The organism is Facivitalis istanbulensis, assembly GCF_040560405.1.
In the GTDB taxonomy this organism is placed as follows: Bacteria; Pseudomonadota; Alphaproteobacteria; order Sphingomonadales; family Sphingomonadaceae; genus Sphingomonas; species Sphingomonas istanbulensis.
On the sequence record NZ_JAVSCQ010000005.1, the window covers coordinates 96,700 to 116,504 of the forward strand.

13 protein-coding genes are annotated in these 19,805 nt (G+C 68.0%); 11 read left to right on the forward strand and 2 right to left on the reverse strand.

Features of this window, described 5'->3' with window-relative positions; translation table 11 throughout:
- Nucleotides 1–23: 23 nt before the first annotated feature.
- From RN629_RS05395 to RN629_RS05415, 5 genes are all read left to right on the forward strand, one after another.
- Nucleotides 24–1,022 carry a FecR family protein gene (locus RN629_RS05395; protein WP_407034248.1) on the forward strand — a complete coding sequence of 333 codons (999 nt, stop codon included), beginning with the start codon at nucleotides 24–26 and terminating at the stop codon, nucleotides 1,020–1,022.
- Between the two features lie 142 nt (nucleotides 1,023–1,164).
- Nucleotides 1,165–4,797 carry a TonB-dependent receptor domain-containing protein gene (locus tag RN629_RS05400; protein ID WP_407034249.1) on the forward strand — a complete coding sequence of 1,211 codons (3,633 nt, stop codon included), beginning with the start codon at nucleotides 1,165–1,167 and terminating at the stop codon, nucleotides 4,795–4,797.
- A gap of 416 nt (nucleotides 4,798–5,213) precedes the next feature.
- Entirely contained in the window at nucleotides 5,214–6,833 is a 1,620-nt protein-coding gene (locus tag RN629_RS05405; RefSeq protein ID WP_407034250.1) for a long-chain-fatty-acid--CoA ligase, read from the forward strand.
- Between the two features lie 50 nt (nucleotides 6,834–6,883).
- A complete protein-coding gene (locus RN629_RS05410) occupies nucleotides 6,884–9,379 on the forward strand; it encodes an alpha/beta hydrolase fold domain-containing protein (protein ID WP_407034251.1) in 2,496 nt (831 codons plus the stop codon).
- Nucleotides 9,380–9,425: 46 nt separating this feature from the next.
- On the forward strand, nucleotides 9,426–11,045 hold the full coding sequence (locus RN629_RS05415) for a GMC family oxidoreductase (protein ID WP_407034252.1): 1,620 nt from the start codon (nucleotides 9,426–9,428) through the stop codon (nucleotides 11,043–11,045).
- Here the strand turns inward: RN629_RS05415 and RN629_RS05420 are convergent.
- Complete coding sequence (locus RN629_RS05420) at nucleotides 11,034–12,122, reverse strand: AraC family transcriptional regulator (RefSeq protein ID WP_407034253.1); 1,089 nt, start codon at nucleotides 12,120–12,122, stop codon at nucleotides 11,034–11,036. The two genes, RN629_RS05415 and RN629_RS05420, sit on opposite strands and share 12 nt — an antisense overlap.
- 56 nt (nucleotides 12,123–12,178) lie before the next feature.
- Between RN629_RS05420 and RN629_RS05425 the strand changes: the two genes are divergently transcribed.
- Both RN629_RS05425 and RN629_RS05430 read left to right on the forward strand, forming a co-directional pair.
- Nucleotides 12,179–13,567 (forward strand): coniferyl aldehyde dehydrogenase, encoded by a 1,389-nt coding sequence (locus RN629_RS05425; protein ID WP_407034254.1) that lies wholly within the window; start codon nucleotides 12,179–12,181, stop codon nucleotides 13,565–13,567.
- A 237-nt stretch (nucleotides 13,568–13,804) separates the two neighbouring features.
- Nucleotides 13,805–14,704: a 3-hydroxyacyl-CoA dehydrogenase gene (locus RN629_RS05430; RefSeq protein ID WP_407034255.1), complete on the forward strand. Its 900-nt coding sequence runs from the start codon at nucleotides 13,805–13,807 to the stop codon at nucleotides 14,702–14,704.
- 60 nt (nucleotides 14,705–14,764) lie between these two features.
- Here RN629_RS05430 and RN629_RS05435 read toward each other — a convergent pair whose 3' ends face one another.
- A complete protein-coding gene (locus tag RN629_RS05435; RefSeq protein ID WP_407034256.1) occupies nucleotides 14,765–15,940 on the reverse strand; it encodes a Gfo/Idh/MocA family protein in 1,176 nt (391 codons plus the stop codon).
- A 118-nt stretch (nucleotides 15,941–16,058) separates the two neighbouring features.
- Here RN629_RS05435 and RN629_RS05440 point away from each other — a divergent pair, with 118 nt between their 5' ends.
- The 4 genes from RN629_RS05440 to RN629_RS05455 all read left to right on the forward strand — a co-directional run bounded on the left by RN629_RS05440 (nucleotide 16,059) and on the right by RN629_RS05455 (nucleotide 19,805).
- Nucleotides 16,059–16,448, forward strand: a complete 390-nt coding sequence (locus tag RN629_RS05440; protein WP_407034257.1) for a c-type cytochrome — start codon at nucleotides 16,059–16,061, stop codon at nucleotides 16,446–16,448.
- A 26-nt stretch (nucleotides 16,449–16,474) separates the two neighbouring features.
- Complete coding sequence (locus RN629_RS05445; protein WP_407034307.1) at nucleotides 16,475–17,515, forward strand: sugar phosphate isomerase/epimerase family protein; 1,041 nt, start codon at nucleotides 16,475–16,477, stop codon at nucleotides 17,513–17,515.
- A gap of 68 nt (nucleotides 17,516–17,583) precedes the next feature.
- Nucleotides 17,584–18,888 (forward strand): MFS transporter, encoded by a 1,305-nt coding sequence (locus tag RN629_RS05450; RefSeq protein ID WP_407034258.1) that lies wholly within the window; start codon nucleotides 17,584–17,586, stop codon nucleotides 18,886–18,888.
- Nucleotides 18,885–19,805, forward strand: coding sequence for a hydroxypyruvate isomerase family protein (locus RN629_RS05455; protein ID WP_407034259.1), 921 nt, complete (start codon nucleotides 18,885–18,887; stop codon nucleotides 19,803–19,805). The genes RN629_RS05450 and RN629_RS05455 overlap by 4 nt, the downstream gene beginning before the upstream one ends.

Sequence of the window (19,805 nt, forward strand, 5' to 3'; positions counted from 1 at the left end):
GGATGACGTCGGAAGCGGACCGCGTGGCGGACGATAAGAGCCCTGTCGACGATCCCGAGCTTGCTGCGGCGCAATGGGTCGTGCGCCTTGGAGCGGGGCCGCTCGACGCGCAGGATCGGCGGGCCTTCGACGCGTGGTTGATCGCCCATCCCGATCATGCCGCCGCGTTCAAGCAGGCACAGGCGGCGTGGCGGCATATGGGGGAATTGAGCAGGGTGCCCGGTTCGCTCGGTCGGCACAGTGTCTTGGCGGATCGTGCCAGGCCGGCCAATGATGCTGGTCGCCGCCGCTTTGCGTCATTTGCGGCGCTGGCCGCCAGCATCGTCTGTGCGATCGGCGTCGGCAGTGCATGGCTGGGCGATCCCGTGACCTATTGGCGCGCCGATTATCACACCCGCGTCGCGCAGATGGAGAGCGTGACGCTACCCGATGGAAGCCGCGCGGCGCTGGGGCCGTCGAGCGCCATCGCGGTCCATTATGGCCGGGATGAGCGTCGAATCGAGCTGCTCTCCGGTGTCGCCTATTTCACCGCGGTTCCCAGGGCGCAGGCTGGCGGAAGGCCCTTCATCGTGGCGGCATCCAACGGGACCGCTCGGGCGCTGGGCACCCGCTTTCAGGTTGATCGCGCGCGCGATAGCGTCGACGTGACGGTGATGGAGCATGACGTCGCCGTTTCGGCCGCCGATCGTGCGGGCCGCGTCCGGCATATTATTCTCTCGCCGGGGCAGGGGGTGCGTTACGATCGCGATGGCGACCTGGGCGAAACGGCGGACGTCAGTGCGGAGCAGGCGTTGGCCTGGAGGCATGGGCGGCTGGTGTTCGATCGTGAGCCGCTGGCACGGGTCGTGGAGGGTCTCAATCGCTACCGCGCGGGACGCATTGTCATCATCGGCGATCGGCTCGCGCGACAAAGGGTCAGCGGCGTGTTCGAGGCGAGCGATGTCGATGGCGCCCTGTCCGCCTTGGCGGTCGAGACGGGCGCGCGGCGGGTGAGCGGCCCGTTGTTCACCGTCCTCTATTGAGCCTGACGCCGCACTGCCTTTCCGGCGTTTCGCAAGAAAGTAGAAAAAAGCTTTACCGAATCCCGCACCCCCGGACGTCTATGATAAACGCTAATGAGAATGTTTAGCGCATTAGGCCCGGTACAGGCTTTTGGAAGGGATCATGATGGGGGTAATCGGCAATGGTCGCCGGGCGCGCGGCAGGCGGGCTGTTTTCGCGGTGGCGGCCAGCGCATGGGCGCTGGCGGTAAGTGGCACGGCGTTGCCACGGGCGGCCGCGGCACAAGGGCCGCAAGAGCAGATCGACGTGACCATTCCCGCGCAGGATCTCAATGCCGCGCTGCTCTCGCTGACCCAGCGCGCGGGCCTCCAGATCGCCTATGAAGCGGACAAGGTCGCAGGGCGGCGCAGCGCGGCCGTCCAGGGGCGTTTCGTTCCGCTCGAGGCGCTGTCGCATATGCTGGCAGGCACGGGGCTGACCTTCCGTGTGAGCGGCGGCAATCGGGTAACGCTCGAACCGGTGCCGCAGGCCGGGAATGGCGCGGTTCAACTCGGCACATTGCGGGTGGAGGATTTTTCGGGCGGCGGCGGCCGGGCGGGCGATAATGGCCGTGCCGCGGGTTGGGACGGCACGGCGCAGACGGTCTATGCGACGCCGGGTTCGGTCAGCGTCATCAGCAAGGAGACACTGGACGCCTATCCCGCGCAGTCGCCGGCGGACATGCTGCGCGGTGTGACCGGCGTCATTTCGGGCGAGGCGCGGACGAGCGGCGGCCTGGACGTCAACATCCGTGGCCTGCAGGGGCAGGGCCGTGTGCCCGTGACGGTCGATGGCGCGATCAACGGCACCACCGTCTACCGCGGGTATCAGGGCACCAGCAATCGCAGCTTTGTCGACCCGGACTTCATCAGCCATGTCTCGATCGAGAAAGGGCCGTCCAACAGCAATGCGATCGCGGGCGGCATTGGCGGTTCGGTCTCGATGAAGACGCTGGGCGCGGACGACATCGTTCCCCAGGGCGACACCATGGCCCTCCGCGTGAAGGCGTCGGTGTCCAACAACAGCACCGAGCCGGGGTCCAACATGACCCGCAGCCTGATCGCCCCGCGCACCCTTTACGGCGATCCGATGGCGGCCACGCGCGAGCGGGACCGCCCCGGCTTCCTCAGCCCGCGTGGCGGCGCGGCCAGCTTCGTCTTCGCGCGCAAGGATGATCGGATCGACCTGCTGGCGGGCTATTCTCTCCGGCGCACCGGCAATTATTTCGCGGGCCGCAACAGCCAATATGCGCCCAGGGAAACCGGCACGCCGTCGCCCTTCTGCGTGGCGGGGACCAATGAGACGGACCTGAAGCAGCTCTGCGATCGCGCGGTCGCCTTCTACGACAAATATGGATCGACCGCCTTTGCGGGTGGTGAGCAGGTGCTCAACACATCGACCGACACTGAATCCGTGCTGATGAAGGCGTCGATCCGCCCGGCGGACGATCACAGCCTCGAACTCGGCTATGGCGGCTATTGGAGCACGTTCGGCGAGAATTATCCGGGTGCCATGGGCGGGACGGCGTCGGCGGTCACACAGAATAACGTGCTGTCCCAGACCAGCCTCGATCGCTTCACCGCGCGCTATCGCTGGAACCCGGATGATGACGCCATCGACCTGAAGATCAATGGCTGGCTTTCCAAGATGCGGGAAAGCGCGCCGTCGCTTGCCAACAGCAATCTGGTGCGCCGCTATGTCGACAGTTGGGGCGCGGACGTCAGCAACAGCAGCCGGTTCGGCACGCCGATCGGTTATTTCTCGGCTGATTACGGCCTGTCCTATCTGCATGAAAAGGCAGGGCCGGTCGATCGGTGGATCAAGGATGCCTCCACCCCGCCGGGCCGGGAGGGCACGCGCAAGGAGGTCAGCCTGTTCACGCAGATGGCGTTGCTGGCAACCGACTGGCTGCGTCTGGATGGCGGGATGCGCTATCAGCATTATACGCTCGACGACCGGCAGTCGGGCACTGTCTATCATGGCGATATATTGAAGCGCAGCGAAGACGCGTTCAATTATTCGCTGGGCGCGGTCCTGATGCCCGTCGACGGGGTGCAGATCTTCGCCAACTACAAACATGCCGCCCGCCTGCCTTCGCTGATGGAGGCGACCACCGGCTTTTTCTATGTCGCCAATCCCGATCTGCACAAGGAAGTGGCGGACAATTGGGAATTCGGCGCCAATTACAGCATGACCAGCGTCGTGTCGGATGACGATAGCCTCGGTCTGAAGCTGGTCTGGTTCGACAATGATGTCGACGGCTATATCGCGCGCCGATGGATGCCGTCTATCGGCTCGATGCAGATGTTCAATATCGATGCGGCGCGGTTCCGTGGGCTGGAAGGCAATATCGGCTACAAGGTCGGTGGCTTCAGCCTCGACGCCGGAGCGACCTATTATGATCGCATAATATTCTGTCGCACGGCGGGCGCCGCCTGTGTCAACAGCTCGCTGGCATCCGATTTCGCGACCAACTATATCCCGCCCCGCTGGTCCGCCAATCTTGCGGTCAATCAGACCTTCCTGAAGGACCGGGCGATGCTGGGCGCGCGCCTGACCTATATGGGGAAGCGGGCCATCGGCGCCGAAAAGCCCGCCAGCGGCTTCCTGCCCCTGATTTCCGCGATCGAATGGCATCCTTACACGCTGGTGGATGTGACGGGCAGCTACAAGCTGAACGACGCGGTCGCCTTCAACTGGAGCATCGATAACCTTACCGACCGCTATTATAACGAGGCGATGAGCCTCGGCTACATCCCCGCGCCGGGGCGGACATTCCGTATCGGCATCACCAGCACGCTCGGCCGGACCAACGGCCTGTGGCCGGGGAACTGGTTCGGCGGGCGCGGCAATGCGGATGCGGTGGACTGGAGCGGCCCCTATGTCGGCGCGGACTTCGGCTATGGCATGGGCAAGACCAAGGGGAATATCACCACCAGCGCAGGGGTTGCCGCTGATCTGGAGAATGGCAGCCGCTATGACCAGACCATGCGAAATATGCTGGGCGGCCTGCATGCCGGTTTCAACCACCAATTCGCCAATGATCTGGTGCTGGGGGTCGAGGGCGACATCGCCGCCGGAAACATCGCAAGCTGGTCGGGCCTGTTGTTGCAGCAGACCGCCGATGACGGCTATTCGGTGGAAGGGTGTTCGATGCCGTTGTTGACCCTGCCGATCTGGAGCAGGGTCGCCGCGCGCGTCGGGCCCGAAAAGCTGTTGATGCTCGCTTATGGCTGGCAGGTGGCGCTGGCCCCGCTCGCGCTTCTGCTGCCGTCCGGGGCGGTAGTGCCGGTGACGCTGTTCCTGATGGCGCGCAGCCTGTTCTACGGCGTCGACTACCTGTTGTTGCGCGCGATGGTCGCAAAGGTCGCCCGCGATGCGGCCGTGAGTGGGTTGCGGCACGGCGCAAGCTGCTATTCGGTCAGCAACATCACCTTGCGGCTGGCGATGGGAGCCGGGGCGTGGCTGGCCCTGATGGCGATCGGCGCGGCGGGCAAGGAGGGCGCGGTGCCGGATGCCGAGATCCGGGCGATCCAGTTGGCCTTCACGCTGCCGCCGGTGCTTTGCGGCATCGCCGCGCTCATGGTGCTGAACTGGCGAACCGCCGAACGCCGGATGCGGCCGCTGGTCAGGCTGGCATCTCGGTCGCATGGCGCGCGGAGCGCCGGACCGACGGCCCCGCATGGCATGGGTCGCGAGCATGGCGGGCCTGTCGATCGCGACGATATCGGGGCCGTGGGGGACGTCGCCGCCTGAGGTGTTGGCGGGGACGACCGGCCTGTTCACGTGGCATCGCGCCAGGGCGGCGCGATAGGCCCGTCCTGGCGCCGCGGCGGGGCTGCTCGCGTGCTGCGGGCGTCTTTGAATCTCCCGTCGGGCGTCGTGTCGCGCGTCCAGTTCGCCGCTGCGATCATGCCGGCCATTTGGCCCATTCGATAAAGTCGTTGTCCCGCTCCAACATTCCTTGGGCCGCGAGAGGGTCCACAATGCGGGCAAGGTATCGCCACGAGCGATGCAAGGAATGGGAGAGGATCGATGAAGGACGCCATCTGGCGGATTTTCGACCCGACGCCTATGGCGTGGTCGTTGGGCTTGTCCGCAAGCCGGGGCACTGGATGCCCGACAGAAGCAGGCGATGGGCGCATTCGGCATCAACCGCTCCGGAGCGGGCGATGACGTCGGGCGACTCCGATAGTCTGTTGCCGGGTACGGGCCTGTCGGATCTGCTCGACGCGGCGGTCCGCCGGGCGGGGGATCGGGCTGCGCTCGATCTGGCCGGGCACGTCTGGACGTATCGCGAACTGGGTGATCTGGTCGCGCAGGCGAGCGATGGGCTGCGTCGCATGGGCGTCGGACCGGGGAGCCGCGTGGGGCTGTGCCTGCCCAATTCCCCCTGGTACGTCATCGGCTTCTTTGCCGCGCTCCGCCTCAGCGCGATCGTGGTGCAGTTCAATCCGCTCTACACCGCGCGTGAGATCGTGCAGATCGCCCGGGATTCGGGAACCGACACGCTGTTCGTCTCGGACCTGTCCATGCAGGTCGCGACGATGGCCGAGGTCCGTCGTCAACGGCCGGGGCTGGCGATCATCGGCTGCCCGCTGGACGTCGCGTCCGCCGGCGCGATGCCGTCGGACTGGCGGGATTTCGGCGCACTGATCGCGGAGGCCTCGACCTGTCCGGCGGTGCCGGTCACGGCCGACATGCCCGCCGTTCTGCAATATACCGGCGGGACGACCGGCGTGCCCAAGGGCGCGGTGCTGACCCATGGCAATCTGCTCGCCAATTGCGAGCAGATCCGGCTGCATCTGCACCTGGAGCCGGACGCCGACCATCGCACGGTCGCGGTGTTGCCGCTGTTCCATGTCTTCGCGCTGACCACGGTGCTGCTCCTGTCGGTCCGACTGGCGGCCCAGATCGTGCTGCTGCCGCGCTTCGATGTCGATGGCCTGTTGCGGACGATCGCGCGGACGCGGCCGACCCTGTTGTCGGCGGTGCCGACCATTTACGGGGCGGTCAACGGCGTGGCGGTGGAGCAACTCCCCGATTTCTCGACCATGGCGGCGTGTATCTCGGGCGGAGCGCCGCTGCCCTTCGACGTGCGCGAGGCGTTCGAGCGGCGCACCGGCACGCGCCTGGTTGAAGGCTATGGGCTGACCGAAGCGTCGCCGGTGGTCGCATGCAATCCCGTCGACGCACCGCCCTGCGACCATAGCGCGGGGATCGCGTTGCCGGGAACGCGGATCGAGATCCATGCCACCGACGAGGCGCGGGGCCCGCTCGGCCCCGGCGAGATTGGCGAGGTCTGCGTGCGCGGGCCGCAGGTGATGCGCGGATACTGGCAACAGCCGGAGGAGACCGCGCGGGTGCTGCAGGACGGCCTGCTGCGCACCGGGGATGTCGGATATCTGGACGCCGAGGGGCATTTGTTCCTGGTCGATCGGATCAAGGATGTGATCCTGTGCAGCGGGTACAATGTCTATCCGCGGATGATCGAGGAGGCGCTGTACGAGCATCCCGCCGTGGCCGAGGCGATCGCGCTAGGGCTGCCGGACGCTTATCGCGGTGAAAGCCCGCATGCCTTTGTCGCCCTGCGTCCCGGTGCGGAGGCGAGCGTCGCGGGGTTGCGCGCGCATCTGGCGGAACGGCTCAACAAGATCGAGATGCCGGTGACGATCGAGATCCGCGCCGCACTGCCGCGCACGGCGGTCGGCAAATTGTCGCGCAAGGATCTGCGCGAAACGGTCCGTGCGGAGGCCGCGCGAGCGGCCGACCTGCGGGTGGACGTGGCCTGAAGGACGGGTGGAGCCGCCCCGGTGGGGCGGGCGACACGGTGGAGGATGTTATGGCGAACGATCGGAACGCGGCGAATATGGGTGCGGCGGTGATGCCGCGTGCCTGTCATGAGGCGATCATTATCGGTGCGGGCTTTGGCGGGATCGGCATCGCCCATGCGCTCAGGGCGCGCGGCATCCGCGATTTCGTGCTGCTGGAAAAGGCGGCGGGGGTCGGTGGCGTCTGGCGCGATAATGTCTATCCGGGCGCGGCATGCGACGTGCCGTCACATCTCTATTCCTTCTCCTTCGCGCCCAATCCGAACTGGTCGCGCGTCTTCGCGCCGCAGGCGGAGATCCACGCCTATCTGGAACGCTGCGCGGCGGAGGACGGCCTGTATCCGCATATCCGCTTCGGCACCGAGGTGGCCGGCGCGGCGTTCGACGAGGAGGCGGACCTGTGGGTCGTCCGGCTGGCCGATGGCGGGGAACTGCGCGCGCGCCTGTTGTTCAGCGCGGTGGGGCAGTTGAGCCGACCCGCCGTGCCGCGCCTGCCGGGCAGCGAGGATCTGGCCATCCCCGCTTTCCATTCCGCCCATTGGGATCATGACATTCCCCTGGAGGGCAAGCGCGTCGGGGTTATCGGCACCGGCGCTTCGGCGATCCAGTTCGTGCCCGCCATCGCCGATCGGGTGGCGCATCTCACCGTGTTCCAGCGCTCCGCCGCCTATGTCATTTCCAAGGCGGATCGCCCTTACTCGGCGCGCGAGCGGCGTCGCTTCGCCCGAAGCGGCCTGGCGATGCGGCGGCATCGGCTGGGCATCTATCTGCGCTACGAGGCGCGCGCGCTGGCCTTCACCCGTTTCAAGGGCTTGATGGACGTGTTCGCGGGGCGACCGTTCCGCACGCTGCTCCGGCGCGAGGTGCCCGATCCCGCGATCCGCGCGAAGCTGACTCCCGATTACCCGATCGGGTGCAAGCGCCTGTTGCTGTCCAACGACTATCTCGGCACCATGTCGCGGCCCGATGTCGCGTTGGTCACGGACGGCATCCGGCGCCTGACCCCCCATGGGGTCGAGACGGTGGATGGACAGACGCGCGAGTTCGACGTGCTGATCTACGGCACGGGCTTCGCCGCGACCGAGTTTCTCAGCCCGATGCGGATCACCGGGCGCGACGGGCTGGACCTGAACCGCGTGTGGAATGCGGGGGCTTCGGCCTATCTGGGCATCACGGTTCCGGGCTTTCCCAATTTCTTCATGCTCTATGGCCCCAACACCAATTTGGGGCACAATTCGATCGTCTACATGCTGGAATCGCAGATCGCCCATGTCATGCGCTGTCTCGACCGGATGGAGGCGAGCGGCGCGAGCCGTGTCGAGGTCGCACCCGACGCCTTCGCCCGGCAGGATGCGCATGTGCAGGCGCGGCTGACCCAGACGGTCTGGAGCGGTTGCCAGAGCTGGTATGTCAACGAACAGGGCCGCAACACCACCAACTGGCCGGGATTCACCCTGACCTATCGCTGGCTCACCCGGCGCAGCGGACTGGAGGCTTATGTCTTCAGCCGGACGGCGGCGGCGGGGCGGCTGATCCTGGCACCCCGCGCGCTGGTGGAACGGGTGACGGCGAGTGCGTTGCGCGGCGTCCTGCGTAGCGCCTTCCGCCCGCTGGTCGGGCCGCCCGTGCCGGCCGGGGTACAGCGTGGCGTCGTCGCGGCCTTGTCGACGCTGATGCCCGGGGTGGGCGGCGTGCGGCAAGGTCGCGCCGACCTAGGACGCCTGCGCATCGACACCGTCACGCCCGACGCGCCGGCGGCCCAGCCGGGGGGCGCCATCCTCTATCTGCATGGTGGTGCCTTCTGCCTGGGTAGCCGCTGGACGCATCGCGCCATCACGACGCGCCTGGCGCGGGCCTCGGGCCTGCCGGTGTGGGTGCCCGACTATCGCCTCGCGCCCGAGCATCCCTATCCCGCCGCGCTGGAGGATGCCCGGACTGCCTGGCACGCGCTGCGGCGTGCGGGCCATGCGGCCGACCTGATCGTGGTGGCAGGGGACTCGGCGGGCGGGGCGCTGGCGCTCGCTCTGGCGCTGTCGCTGCGCGACCGGGATGGCGAATGCCCCGCCGGGCTTGCCTTGCTGTCGCCCGTCACCGACCCGACGCTTGGGGATCGGGGGGCGGGTGCGAGCGATCCCATGATCCGGCGCGGTTGGCTGGCGCAGGCGTTGCGCTGGTATCGATTGCCCGCCACGGCGTCGGAGCATCGTCCGTTGGAGACGCCGCTCGACCGCCTGCCGCCGATGCTCGTGCAGGTCGGCGAGCAGGAGATCTTGCTGGGCCATGCCACCGCGCTGGGCGAGCAGGCGCGTCGCCACGGCGTGGCGTGTCGGGTCGAGGTCCATGCCCGGCGCTGGCATGTCTTCCCGCTCCAGGCGGCCTATCTCCTGTCCGCGCGGCGCGCGCTGGGCACGCTGGCGGCCTTTGCGCGGCAGCGTGTCGCCGGGGCCGGGCGGCAGGAGGAACAGTCTCCGGTGGAGACGCCGGAACGCGCGCGGATCGACGCCTGACCGCCACGAGCCTAAAACAGACGAAAACAGAACAAGGAGCAGGATCATGAGCGATGTGGTCGATTATATCGTCGTCGGCGCGGGGCCGGGCGGATGCGCCACCGCCGTGCGACTGGCGCAGGCCCGCCCGGATCGTACCGTTGCGCTGCTGGAAACGGGGCCGGCCCGCACCTCGATCCTGTCCGACGTTCCGCTCGGCATTGCCGCGCTGGTCGCCTTTCGCGGGCGCCACAATTACGCCTATCAGACGGTGCCGCAGCCCGAACTGGGCGGCCGTCGTGGTTTCCAGCCGCGCGGGCGCGGGCTTGGCGGGTCGAGCCTCATCAACGCGATGATCTATGTGCGCGGCCAACCGGAGGATTATGACGGCTGGGCCGAGGCGGGATGCACCGGCTGGAGCTGGGCGGAGGTGCTGCCCTATTTCAAGCGGGCCGAGGACAATGCACGCGGCGGCGACGCGTTGCACGGTGCGGGCGGCGCGCTGCGAGTCGAGGATCTGCGCGAGGACAATCCCGCCACCGATGCCTTTGTCGAGGCGGCGATGCAATGCGGTTATCCCCATAATCCCGATTTCAACGGCGCGGTGCAGGAAGGCGTCGGCCGCTATCAGGTGTTTCAGAAGAATGGGAGCCGGTTCAACGCGGCGCGCGCCTATCTGGGCAAGGGCTATCCCAACCTGATGGTGATCGCTGACGCGCCCTGTGCGGGGGTGCTGTTCGAGGAGACGCGCGCGACCGGCGTGCGCTATCATCGCGAGGGGGCCGAGCATCGGCTGATCGCGCGGCACGAGGTCGTGCTGGCGGCGGGCGCGTTCGGCACGCCGCAATTGCTGATGGCGTCAGGCATCGGCCCCGCCGCGCATCTGCGCGACCATGGCATTCCCGTCGTGTACGACGCGCCGGAGGTTGGCGCGAATCTTCAGGACCATATCGACTATACGATCGGGATGCGCACCGGCGCCGACGGACTGTTCGGGCTCAGCGCCGCGACCGTCCTGCAAGGCGCGGGCGCGCTCGGGCCATGGCGCAAGCGCGGGCGCGGGATGCTGACCACCAATGTCGCCGAGGCGGGCGGCTTCGTCAAAAGCGATCCGCTGCTCGACCGCCCCGACCTGCAACTCCATTTCTGCCTGGGGATCGTCGACGACCATAATCGCAAGATGCATCTGGGACGCGGCTATTCGCTCCACGTCTGCGCGCTGCGCCCGCACAGCCGGGGCGAAGTCCGGCTGGCCAGTGCCGACACGCGCGTCGCGCCGCTGATCGATCCGCGCTTCCTCAGCGATCCGCGCGATATGGAGACGCTGGTCAAGGGCGCGAAGCTGGCGCAGCGGATCGTCGCCGCGCCCGCGCTGGCGGCCCTCAAGGGGCGTCCGCTCTACGGCACCGGCCGGGATGAGGAGGCGGCGCTGCGCGCGCTGATCCGTGACCATGCCGATACCATCTATCACCCGGTCGGCACCTGCCGGATGGGGGACGATCCGGCCTCGGTCGTCGATCCCCGTCTTCGCGTGCGCGGCGTGATCGGGCTGCGGGTGGCGGACGCATCGATCATGCCCAGCCTTATCAGCGGCAACACTCAGGCGCCGACCGCGATGATCGGCGAACGGGCCGCCGATCTGATCCTGGGCGTCAATGGCGGCGCGGGCGAGCGGCTAGCCGCCTGACCCGCCGTGCAGACGCTTGCGGTACAGGCTGGGCGCGACGCCGGTCCAGCGCTTGAACGCCTGGGAGAAGCTGGACAGGTCGCTGAAGCCCAGTTCGTCGGCGATGTCGCCGATGCTCAGCCGCGCGTCGGCGAGCAGCCGTTCGGCGCGCATCTGCCGCCCGTCGGCCGACAGCGCCCTGAAGCTCGTCCCCTCGGTCTTCAGGCGCCGCTTCACCGTGCGCTCGCTGGTATTGGCGAGCCGGGCAAAGTCCGACAGGCGGCCCGGCGCATGATCGGCATCGATGTTGCGATAGAGCGCGGACAGGGTGCTGGTCTTCAGGCCATGCTGCTGACGCTCCAGCCGGTCGCGGCACAGCGTCTCGCACATCGCCGCCGTGACCGGATTGGCCTGAGGTTGCGGGCGGGTGAGCACCGCGGGGTCGAAGACGATCTGGTTGGCGGCGGCCCCGGTCTCGATGCGCGTGCCGAACAGGTCGGGCAGGGGGGCGTCGGCATCGGGGCGGGGCCGCGCCGTCATCCGCACATGGCGCGGGGTGACGTCGCGGCCCAGCGTTTCGCTCAGCAGCGTCGCCGCCGTCGTCATGTCGCGCGCGACGATGAAATCGCGCACATCCGCGTCCAGGGCCGGTTCGGCGAAGGACAGGATCGCCTCGCTGTCGCGTGCGTCGCCGCGCTCCTCGAAGGTGATGGCGGTGAAGGCATGGGTCAGCGGCAGGAAGCGCAATGCGCGCGCGATCGCCTCGCGCCCCGTCGCGCTGCTGACCAGCGCCAGTCCCCACACGCCGAAGGTGGCGAAATGGAACTGCTGGCCGGCGGCGATGCCCAGCCGGACCGGATCGCCCAGCGCCGCGACCAGATTGTGCAGCACGCGCAACTCCTGCACCGCGGCGATCTCCACCTCCGGCGCGCGCAACTGCGTCCGGGTGATCCGGCTGCCCTCCAGCAACTGGGCGATGGGGACGCCGCGCCGCACCGCGAATTCGACCAGCACCACGATGCCGCCCATGCTGCGCGAATAATCCCAGTGCTCCACCGCGTCGCCCTTGTTGCCGATCTGGCCCCGAATATAAAACAACCTGGTCGCCGCGTCATGCGCCATGCGCGCGCGGCGACCGCAAGGAGGATGCCGTCATGGATCTGAACGCACGCCTTGTCGCGCAACGCGCGGCCTTCGCCGCCGAACCCTGGCCCTCGCTGGCGGTCCGGCGATCGCGACTCGACCGGTTGCTGGCGCTGACCGTCGATCATGAGGACCAGATCGTCGCCGCGATCGATGCCGATTTCGGCGGCCGGTCCGCGCATGAGACACGGCTGGCCGAGCTGTTCGTGGTGGCGGGCGGGATCCGCCACGCGCGCGCGCATCTGAAGCGATGGAGCTGCACCCGCCGCGTGCCGACCGCATTGCATTTCCGCCCCGCGCGCAATCGGCTGATGCCGCAACCGCTGGGCGTGGTCGGCATCGTCTCGCCGTGGAACTACCCGTTCCAGCTGGCGCTGGGGCCGTGCGTCGCGGCGTTGGCGGCGGGCAATCGGGTGATGATCAAGCCGTCGGAACTGACGCCGTGCTTCTCGGCGCTGCTCGCCCGGTTGATCGCCGCCGCGTTCGACCCTGACGAGGTCGCTGTCGTGACCGGCGGGGTCGATGTGGGACAGGCTTTTGTCGGCTTGCCCTTCGATCACCTGTTCTTCACCGGATCGACGGCGGTGGGACGGCAGGTGGCGGTCGCCGCCGCCGCCAATCTGACCCCGGTGACGCTGGAACTGGGCGGAAAATCGCCCGCGATCGTCGACCGATCGGCCGATCCGGTGCAGGCGGCGGAGCGGATCGCCTTCGCCAAGTTGCTGAATGCGGGGCAGACCTGCATCGCGCCCGATTACCTGCTGGTCCCGCGCGGGATGGCGCGCCCGATGGCGGACCACCTCGCCGCCGCGGTCCGGCGGCTCTATCCCGCGATGCCCGAGACACCCGACTATACCGCGATCCTGTCGCCCCGGCACCGCGACCGGCTGGCGGCGCTGGTCGAGGACGCGCGCGGGCACGGCGCGCAGGTGGTGGCGCTGGCCGACCCGCAACGCGCCGGCGCGAAATATCCGCCGACCCTGATACTGGACGCCACCCCCGCGATGCGCGTGATGCGGGAAGAGATTTTCGGGCCGCTGCTGCCGATCCTGGAGGTCGACGATATCGACGCGGCGATCGCGCATGTGGTCGCGGGGGACCGGCCGCTGGCGCTGTACTGGTTCGGGCGCGATGCCGGGCGGCGCGACCGTATCCTGCGCGAAACCCATGCCGGGGGCGTCACGATCAACGATTGCCTCTGGCACCTGGCCCAGGAGGACCAGCCCTTTGGCGGCGTCGGGGCGAGCGGGACGGGCGCCTATCATGGCGAATGGGGATTCCGCACCTTCAGCCATTACAAGCCGGTGCTGGACCAGCCGCGCCTGGCCGGGACCGCGCTGTTCCACCCACCCTATGGCAAGCGCTTCGACCGGCTGCTCGCTCTGTTGCGCCACATGTGATGTGAAAGGCGAATGGCCCGAAGCATAAAGTCTGCGGCCCGTTCGGTCATTTGGGATAGCCGCTGCCGGGCCTAGAATCGGTCTCCTGACAGACTGCCGATCGGGTAGCGCGGGAGGGGATGGACCGAGGCGTTTCGCGCGCGGGCCGGCGACGGCTGGTGAGCGCCGTCCTCGACCGGCCTCTTTCGCGTTGGCCCGGCGGCATCCGGCAGGTCAACAATATCGGAGGGCCGCAGGATGAGTGCCATCACTACCATTGTCGTCGCGGGATCGGGCGTGCTGGGCGCGCAGATCGCGTTCCAGAGCGCGTTTCACGGCAAGACCGTTCGCGTCTATGACATCAGCGACGCGGCGATCGACGCGCTCGATGCCAAGTGGCAGGGCCTGGCCACGGTCTATGCCCGTGACCTGGGCGCGACGAAGGAGCAAACCGATGCGGCGATCGCGCGCCTGACCGGCACGACCGATCTGGCGCAGGCGGCGCAGGGTGCGCAACTGGTGATCGAGGCGGTGACGGAAATCCTGTCGGTCAAGCGTGACTTCTTCGCCCGGCTGGCCGAAGTCGCGGACGCCGGGACGATCTTCGCCACCAATTCCTCGACGCTGGCGCCCAGTGCGATCGCGGATGCGACCGGCCGCCCCGACCGGTTCCTGGCGCTGCATTTCGCCTATGACATCTGGCTGCGCAATATCGGCGAGGTGATGGGCCATCCCGGTACCGATCCGGCGGTGTTCGAGCAGGTGGTCGCATTCGCGCGGTCGATCGGCCTGGTGCCGCTGATCCTGCACAAGGAACAGCCCGCCTATATCTTCAACACGCTGCTCGTGCCCTGGCTCCAGTCGGCGCTGGGCCTGGTCGCCAATGGTGTCGCGACCTTCGAGGATGTCGACCGCACCTGGATGATCGCGCAGCAGGCTGAGTATGGTCCCTTCGCGACGCTCGACATGATCGGCCTGCGGACGCCGTTCAACATCGTGACCGCGCAGGCGGAACGGGGTGAACCGAACGCGGCGGCGGTTGCCGCCTGGCTGAAGCGCGACTTCATCGACCAGAACCGGCTGGGTGTGGAAACCGGCCATGGTTTCTACCACTATCCCGATCCCGCCTATCGCGACCCTTCGTTCCTGAAGCCGTAAGCGACCGGGGCAGCGCGGGGGGCCTGCCGACAGGCGGCCGCCCGCGCCAAGGCCAGCCTCTTATCGCATCGGAACGGAGAGTGGCGTCCATTTGTCGTTCGAGGCGGCGTTGGCCAGCACCGCCTCGACAAAGGCCATGGTGCGCAGCCCCGGTTCTAGTCCGGGGAACCAGCCCGCGCCGCCAATCGGCTCGCCGTCCGTGGGGCCCTGCTCGCGCAATAGGCGGGCGACCGCGCGATAGAGATTGCCGAACGCCTCGATATAGCCCTCGGGATGGCCCGAGGGTGTGCGCAGGCGGGGCAGGGTGGTGTCGGCGAGGCCCGGCCCGCCCGCACGGACCATTTCCGCCGGGCGGTCGAGCCAGCGCAGCGTCAGCGTGTTCGGCTCCATCTGCGACCATTCGAGCCCGCCGCGTTCGCCATGGATGCGCAGCCGCAGGCCATTCTCCTCGCCCGCCGCCACCTGCGTCGCGCGCAGCGTACCCCGCGCCCCGCCGTCGAAGCGGACAAGCACATTGACGTCGTCGTCCAGCATCCGCCCCGCGACATGCGTCGTCACGTCGGCGGACAGCGCCTCGACCCGATGGCCGGAGACATGTTCGGCCAGTTGGAAGGCATGGGTGCCGATATCGCCAAGGCAGCCGCCAAGGCCTGCCCGCGCCGGGTCGGTCCGCCATTCGGCCTGTTTGTTGCCCTCGCGGTCGAGGGGGCGGCTGAGCCAGCCCTGGATATATTCGACATGGATCAGCCGGATCGCGCCGAAATCGCCGCGCGCGACCCGCGCCCGCGCCTCCTCGACCATCGGATAGCCGCTATAGGTGAAGGCGAGCGCGTAGAGTTGCCCCGAGCGGCGCACGGCATCGGCGATCGCCCGCGCCTCGGCGAGGTTCATCGCCATCGGCTTTTCACTGAAGACCGGGAAACCGGCATCCAGCGCGGCGATCGCCATGGGGGCGTGGAGATAATTGGGGGTGACGATCGCGACCGCATCGATCCGCTCGTCCGGTCCCCGCCCGCGTTCGTCGGCGAGCAGCGCGTCCAGCGTGGCGTGGACCCGGTCGGGGGAGAGCCCCAGTTGCGCGCCGGTGCGACGGTTGCGCCCGGCATCGCTGCTGAACGCGCCCGCGACCAGTTCCCAGTCGCCGTCCAGCGCGGCGGCCATGCGGTGGATCGCGCCGATGAACGCGCCTTCGCCGCCGCCTGCCATCGCCAATCGCAACTTGCGCCCGTTGGTCATCCTGTCCTCCATGTTCCCCGTTCGATCGGCGGGATTCGGTGCTTGCAAGACAGTGGTTTACCGCTAAACTTTCTCCCGAACCAGCGAGTCTGGACAAGAATATAATGGGAGAGCGAGGATGAGGCAGCTGTTTTGGCTGGCCGCGTTGCCAGGGACCGTGGCGTTGGTGGTCGCGGCGAACGCGCCCCTGACGGCGCAGAGCGCACCGGCGGCGGGCGCGCAGGCCTTTGCCGCATGCCGCGCCTGCCACACGCTGAACAAGGGCGGCCGCAACGGTGTCGGCCCCAATTTGAACGGTGTGTTCGGACGGGCGGCGGGATCGGTGCCCGGCTTCAACTATTCCCCCGCCATGAAGGCATCGGGCCTGAAATGGGATGACAAGACACTGGCCGAATTCATCGCCGCGCCGATGAAGAAGGTGCCGGGCACGCGGATGCCGATCGGTGTCGCCGATCCTTCCAAGCGCGCCGCGCTGATCGCCTATCTCAAGGCCGAGACCGCCAAGTGACTGCCGCGGCGGGCCCATCATCGGCCATGCGCGGGCCGGGCATTTTCCTGGCCCAGTTCATGGGCGATGCCGCCCCGTTCGATACGCTCGATTCGGCGGCGCGCTGGATGGCGGAGGCGGGCTATGCGGGCGTGCAGATACCCACATGGGACGCGCGCTGCATCGACCTGAAACAGGCCGCCGACAGCCAGGATTATTGCGACGATCTTGCCGGGCGCTGTGCCGAGGCGGGGGTCGCGATCACCGAGCTGTCGACGCATTTGCAGGGGCAACTCGTCGCTGTTCATCCCGTCTATGACCTCGCCTTTGACGGCTTCGCGCCCGAAGCGATCCGGGGCAAGCCCGCCGAGCGGCAGGCTTGGGCGGTCGACCAGCTTCGTCTCGCAGCCCGGGCCAGCCGGCGGCTGGGGCTGAAGGCGCATGCGACGTTCTCTGGCGCGCTGCTCTGGCCCTTTGTCTATCCCTGGCCGCAGCGTCCCGCCGGGCTGGTCGCGGAGGGTTTTGCCGAACTCGGCCGGCGCTGGCGGCCTATCCTCGACGTGTTCGAGGAGGAAGGCGTCGATCTCTGCTACGAGCTTCATCCGGGCGAAGACCTGCATGACGGCGTGACGTTCGAGCGGTTCCTGGAGTCGGTCGGCGGCCATGCCCGCGCCAACATCCTCTACGATCCCAGTCATTTCGTGTTGCAGGCGATGGACTATCTCCAGTTCATCGACCTCTATCACGACCGCATCCGCATGTTCCATGTCAAGGATGCCGAGTTCAATCCGACCGGGCGCGCGGGGGTCTATGGCAGTTACAGCGACTGGGTCGACCGGCCGGGGCGGTTCCGCTCACTGGGCGACGGACAGGTGGATTTCGGCGGGATTTTCTCGAAGCTGACCCAATATGGCTATGCGGGCTGGGCGGTGCTGGAATGGGAATGCTGCCTGAAGCACCCGGAGGACGGCGCGCGGGAAGGCGCGCCCTTCATCGCCGCGCACATGATCCGCCGCGCCGAGCGCGCCTTTGACGACTTCGCCGGTGGCGGTGACCCGGACGCCAATCGGCGCTGGCTGGGGCTGTAACCTGTTCTGGGGTTGACCATCCGCCCCGGAGGGTCAACTCTGACAAAAAAGATAAGCAGGAGAGGGGCGTGGAAGCGATACCGGAGAATCGGTCGCGTCTGTTCTGGCTGAGCGTGCTGGCCCTGTTCACGGCCGCCGCGAGTGCGGCCTTGCGCGCGGCGGTGGCGAGCAGCCTCAAGACGCAATGGATCGATCCCATCGCGCCGGTACAGGCGGGGGAATTGATCGGATCGGCGCTGGGCTCGGCCTTTCTGGGCTTTGCGACAACCCTGTTCGTGGCGAGCGCATTGCTCGACCGGATCGGCACGCGGCAGATGCTGATCGGCTGCGGCCTGTGTTTTCTGGTCGGCACGGTGGCGATCATCGGCGCTGGGCAGATCGCCAGCGGCATGGGCGTGTACCATATCGTCTGGGGCGGGATGCTGCTCAGCGGCATCGGCTGGGGCTTGGCGGAAGCCTCGATCAACCCGCTGACCGCGCGGCTTTACCCGGAGGATACGACGCACCGGCTGAACGTGCTCCACGCCTGGTATCCGGGCGGGCTGATCGTCGGCGGGCTGGCGGGCGTGGTCCTGGCGGAGGCTTTGCCGTGGCAGGCGATCATGGCATTGGTGCTGGTTCCCGCGCTGGGCGTGCTGGTGATGGCGGCGACCACCCGCTTCCCGCCGGTGCCGCGCGCGGTGCGCGACGTCGGGTTCGGCGGGATGATCGCCGAGGTGTTCAGGCGGCCCAGCTTCTTCGTCTGGTTCGGCGCGATGTTCCTGACCGCCGCGTCCGAACTCGCGCCGGGCCAGTGGCTCGACGTCGCGCTGAGCAGCCGGGTGGGGATGCGCGGTATCCTGCTGCTCGTCTATGTCAGCGCGCTGATGTTCGTATTCCGCCATTTTGCCGGGCGGATCGCGGGGCGGCTGTCCAATCCGGGGCTGCTCTGGGTGTCGAGCCTGTTGGCGGGCATCGGCCTGTTCCTGCTGTCGCGGGCGCAGTCGCCGGTGGCGGCGATCCTGGCCTCGACCGTGTGGGGGCTGGGCGTCTGCGCGATGTGGCCGACGATGCTCGCCTCGGTCGCGGAGCGCTATCCGCGCGGCGGGGCATGGGCGCTGGGACTGGTCGGGTCGGCGGGGGCGCTGGCCAGCTTCTTCGTGCTGCCCCGGCTGGGTGCGATGTTCGACGCCGCCAAGGTCGAGCTGGCGGGCGGGCCGGAGGCGTTCCAGCGCTTGACCGGCGAGGCGTTGCGGCAGGTCGAGGATGCGGCGGCGTCGCAGTCCTTTGCCCGGCTGGCGCTGGTGCCGGTGATCCTGTTGTTCGTGTTCGGCGGCATCTGGCTGGCCGAGCGTCGTCGGCCGCGCGCCGTGGCGGCGGAGACGGCGGCATGAGCTGGTCGCGCCGCACCGTGATGGGTGGCATCGCCGCCGCCGTTCCCGCCGCCGCGCTGGCGGGGCGGGCGAGGGGCAGGTCGTCCAATGCCGCACGCTTCACCCTCGGCTTCGCACCCCATCTGGGCAGCTTCGCCAGCCGGGGGAACAGTTCGGTCGAGCAGATCGCCTATGCCGCCGATCAGGGCTTCCGGGCGTGGGAGGACAATGAATATCGCCTTCGCCCGATCGCGGAGCAGGAAGCGATCGCCAGGGCGCTGCGCGATCGCAACATGACGATGGGCGTGTTCGTCGCCTCCATGCCCAAATGGTCGGAATTCCGCCCGCTGCTGGGCGGCGATGACGATGGCGAGCGGCAGGCGTTCCTCGCCGATGTGCGCAGCGCGGTCGAGGTCGCCAAACGCGTCGATGCCCGGCACATGACCGTCGTCACCGGCTTCATGGACAGGAAGCTGCACCCCGCGATCCAGCAGGGCCGGATCATCGATCTGATGCGCCGCGCGGGCGATATCGTCGCGCCGCACGGGCTGGCCCTGGTGATGGAGCCGCTCAACACCCGGACCAACCATCCGGGTGTGTTCATGCAGTCGATCGCGGAGGGCTATGCCGTCGCGCGCGGGGCGAACAGCCCCGGCGTCAAGGTGCTGGCCGACCTGTATCACGAGCAGATCCAGTCGGGGAATCTGATCCCGACGCTGAAACTCTGCTGGGACGAGATCGGCTATATCCAGTTCGGCGATAATCCCGGCCGCAACGAGCCGGGCAGCGGCGAGATCAACTATGCCAATATCTGCCGCTTCCTGAAGCAACAGGGGTACAAGGGCGTGATCGGCATGGAGCATGGCAATTCGCTCAAGGGCCGCGCTGGCGAAGACAGGCTGATCGCCGCCTATCGCGCGATCGATCCGACAGCATGA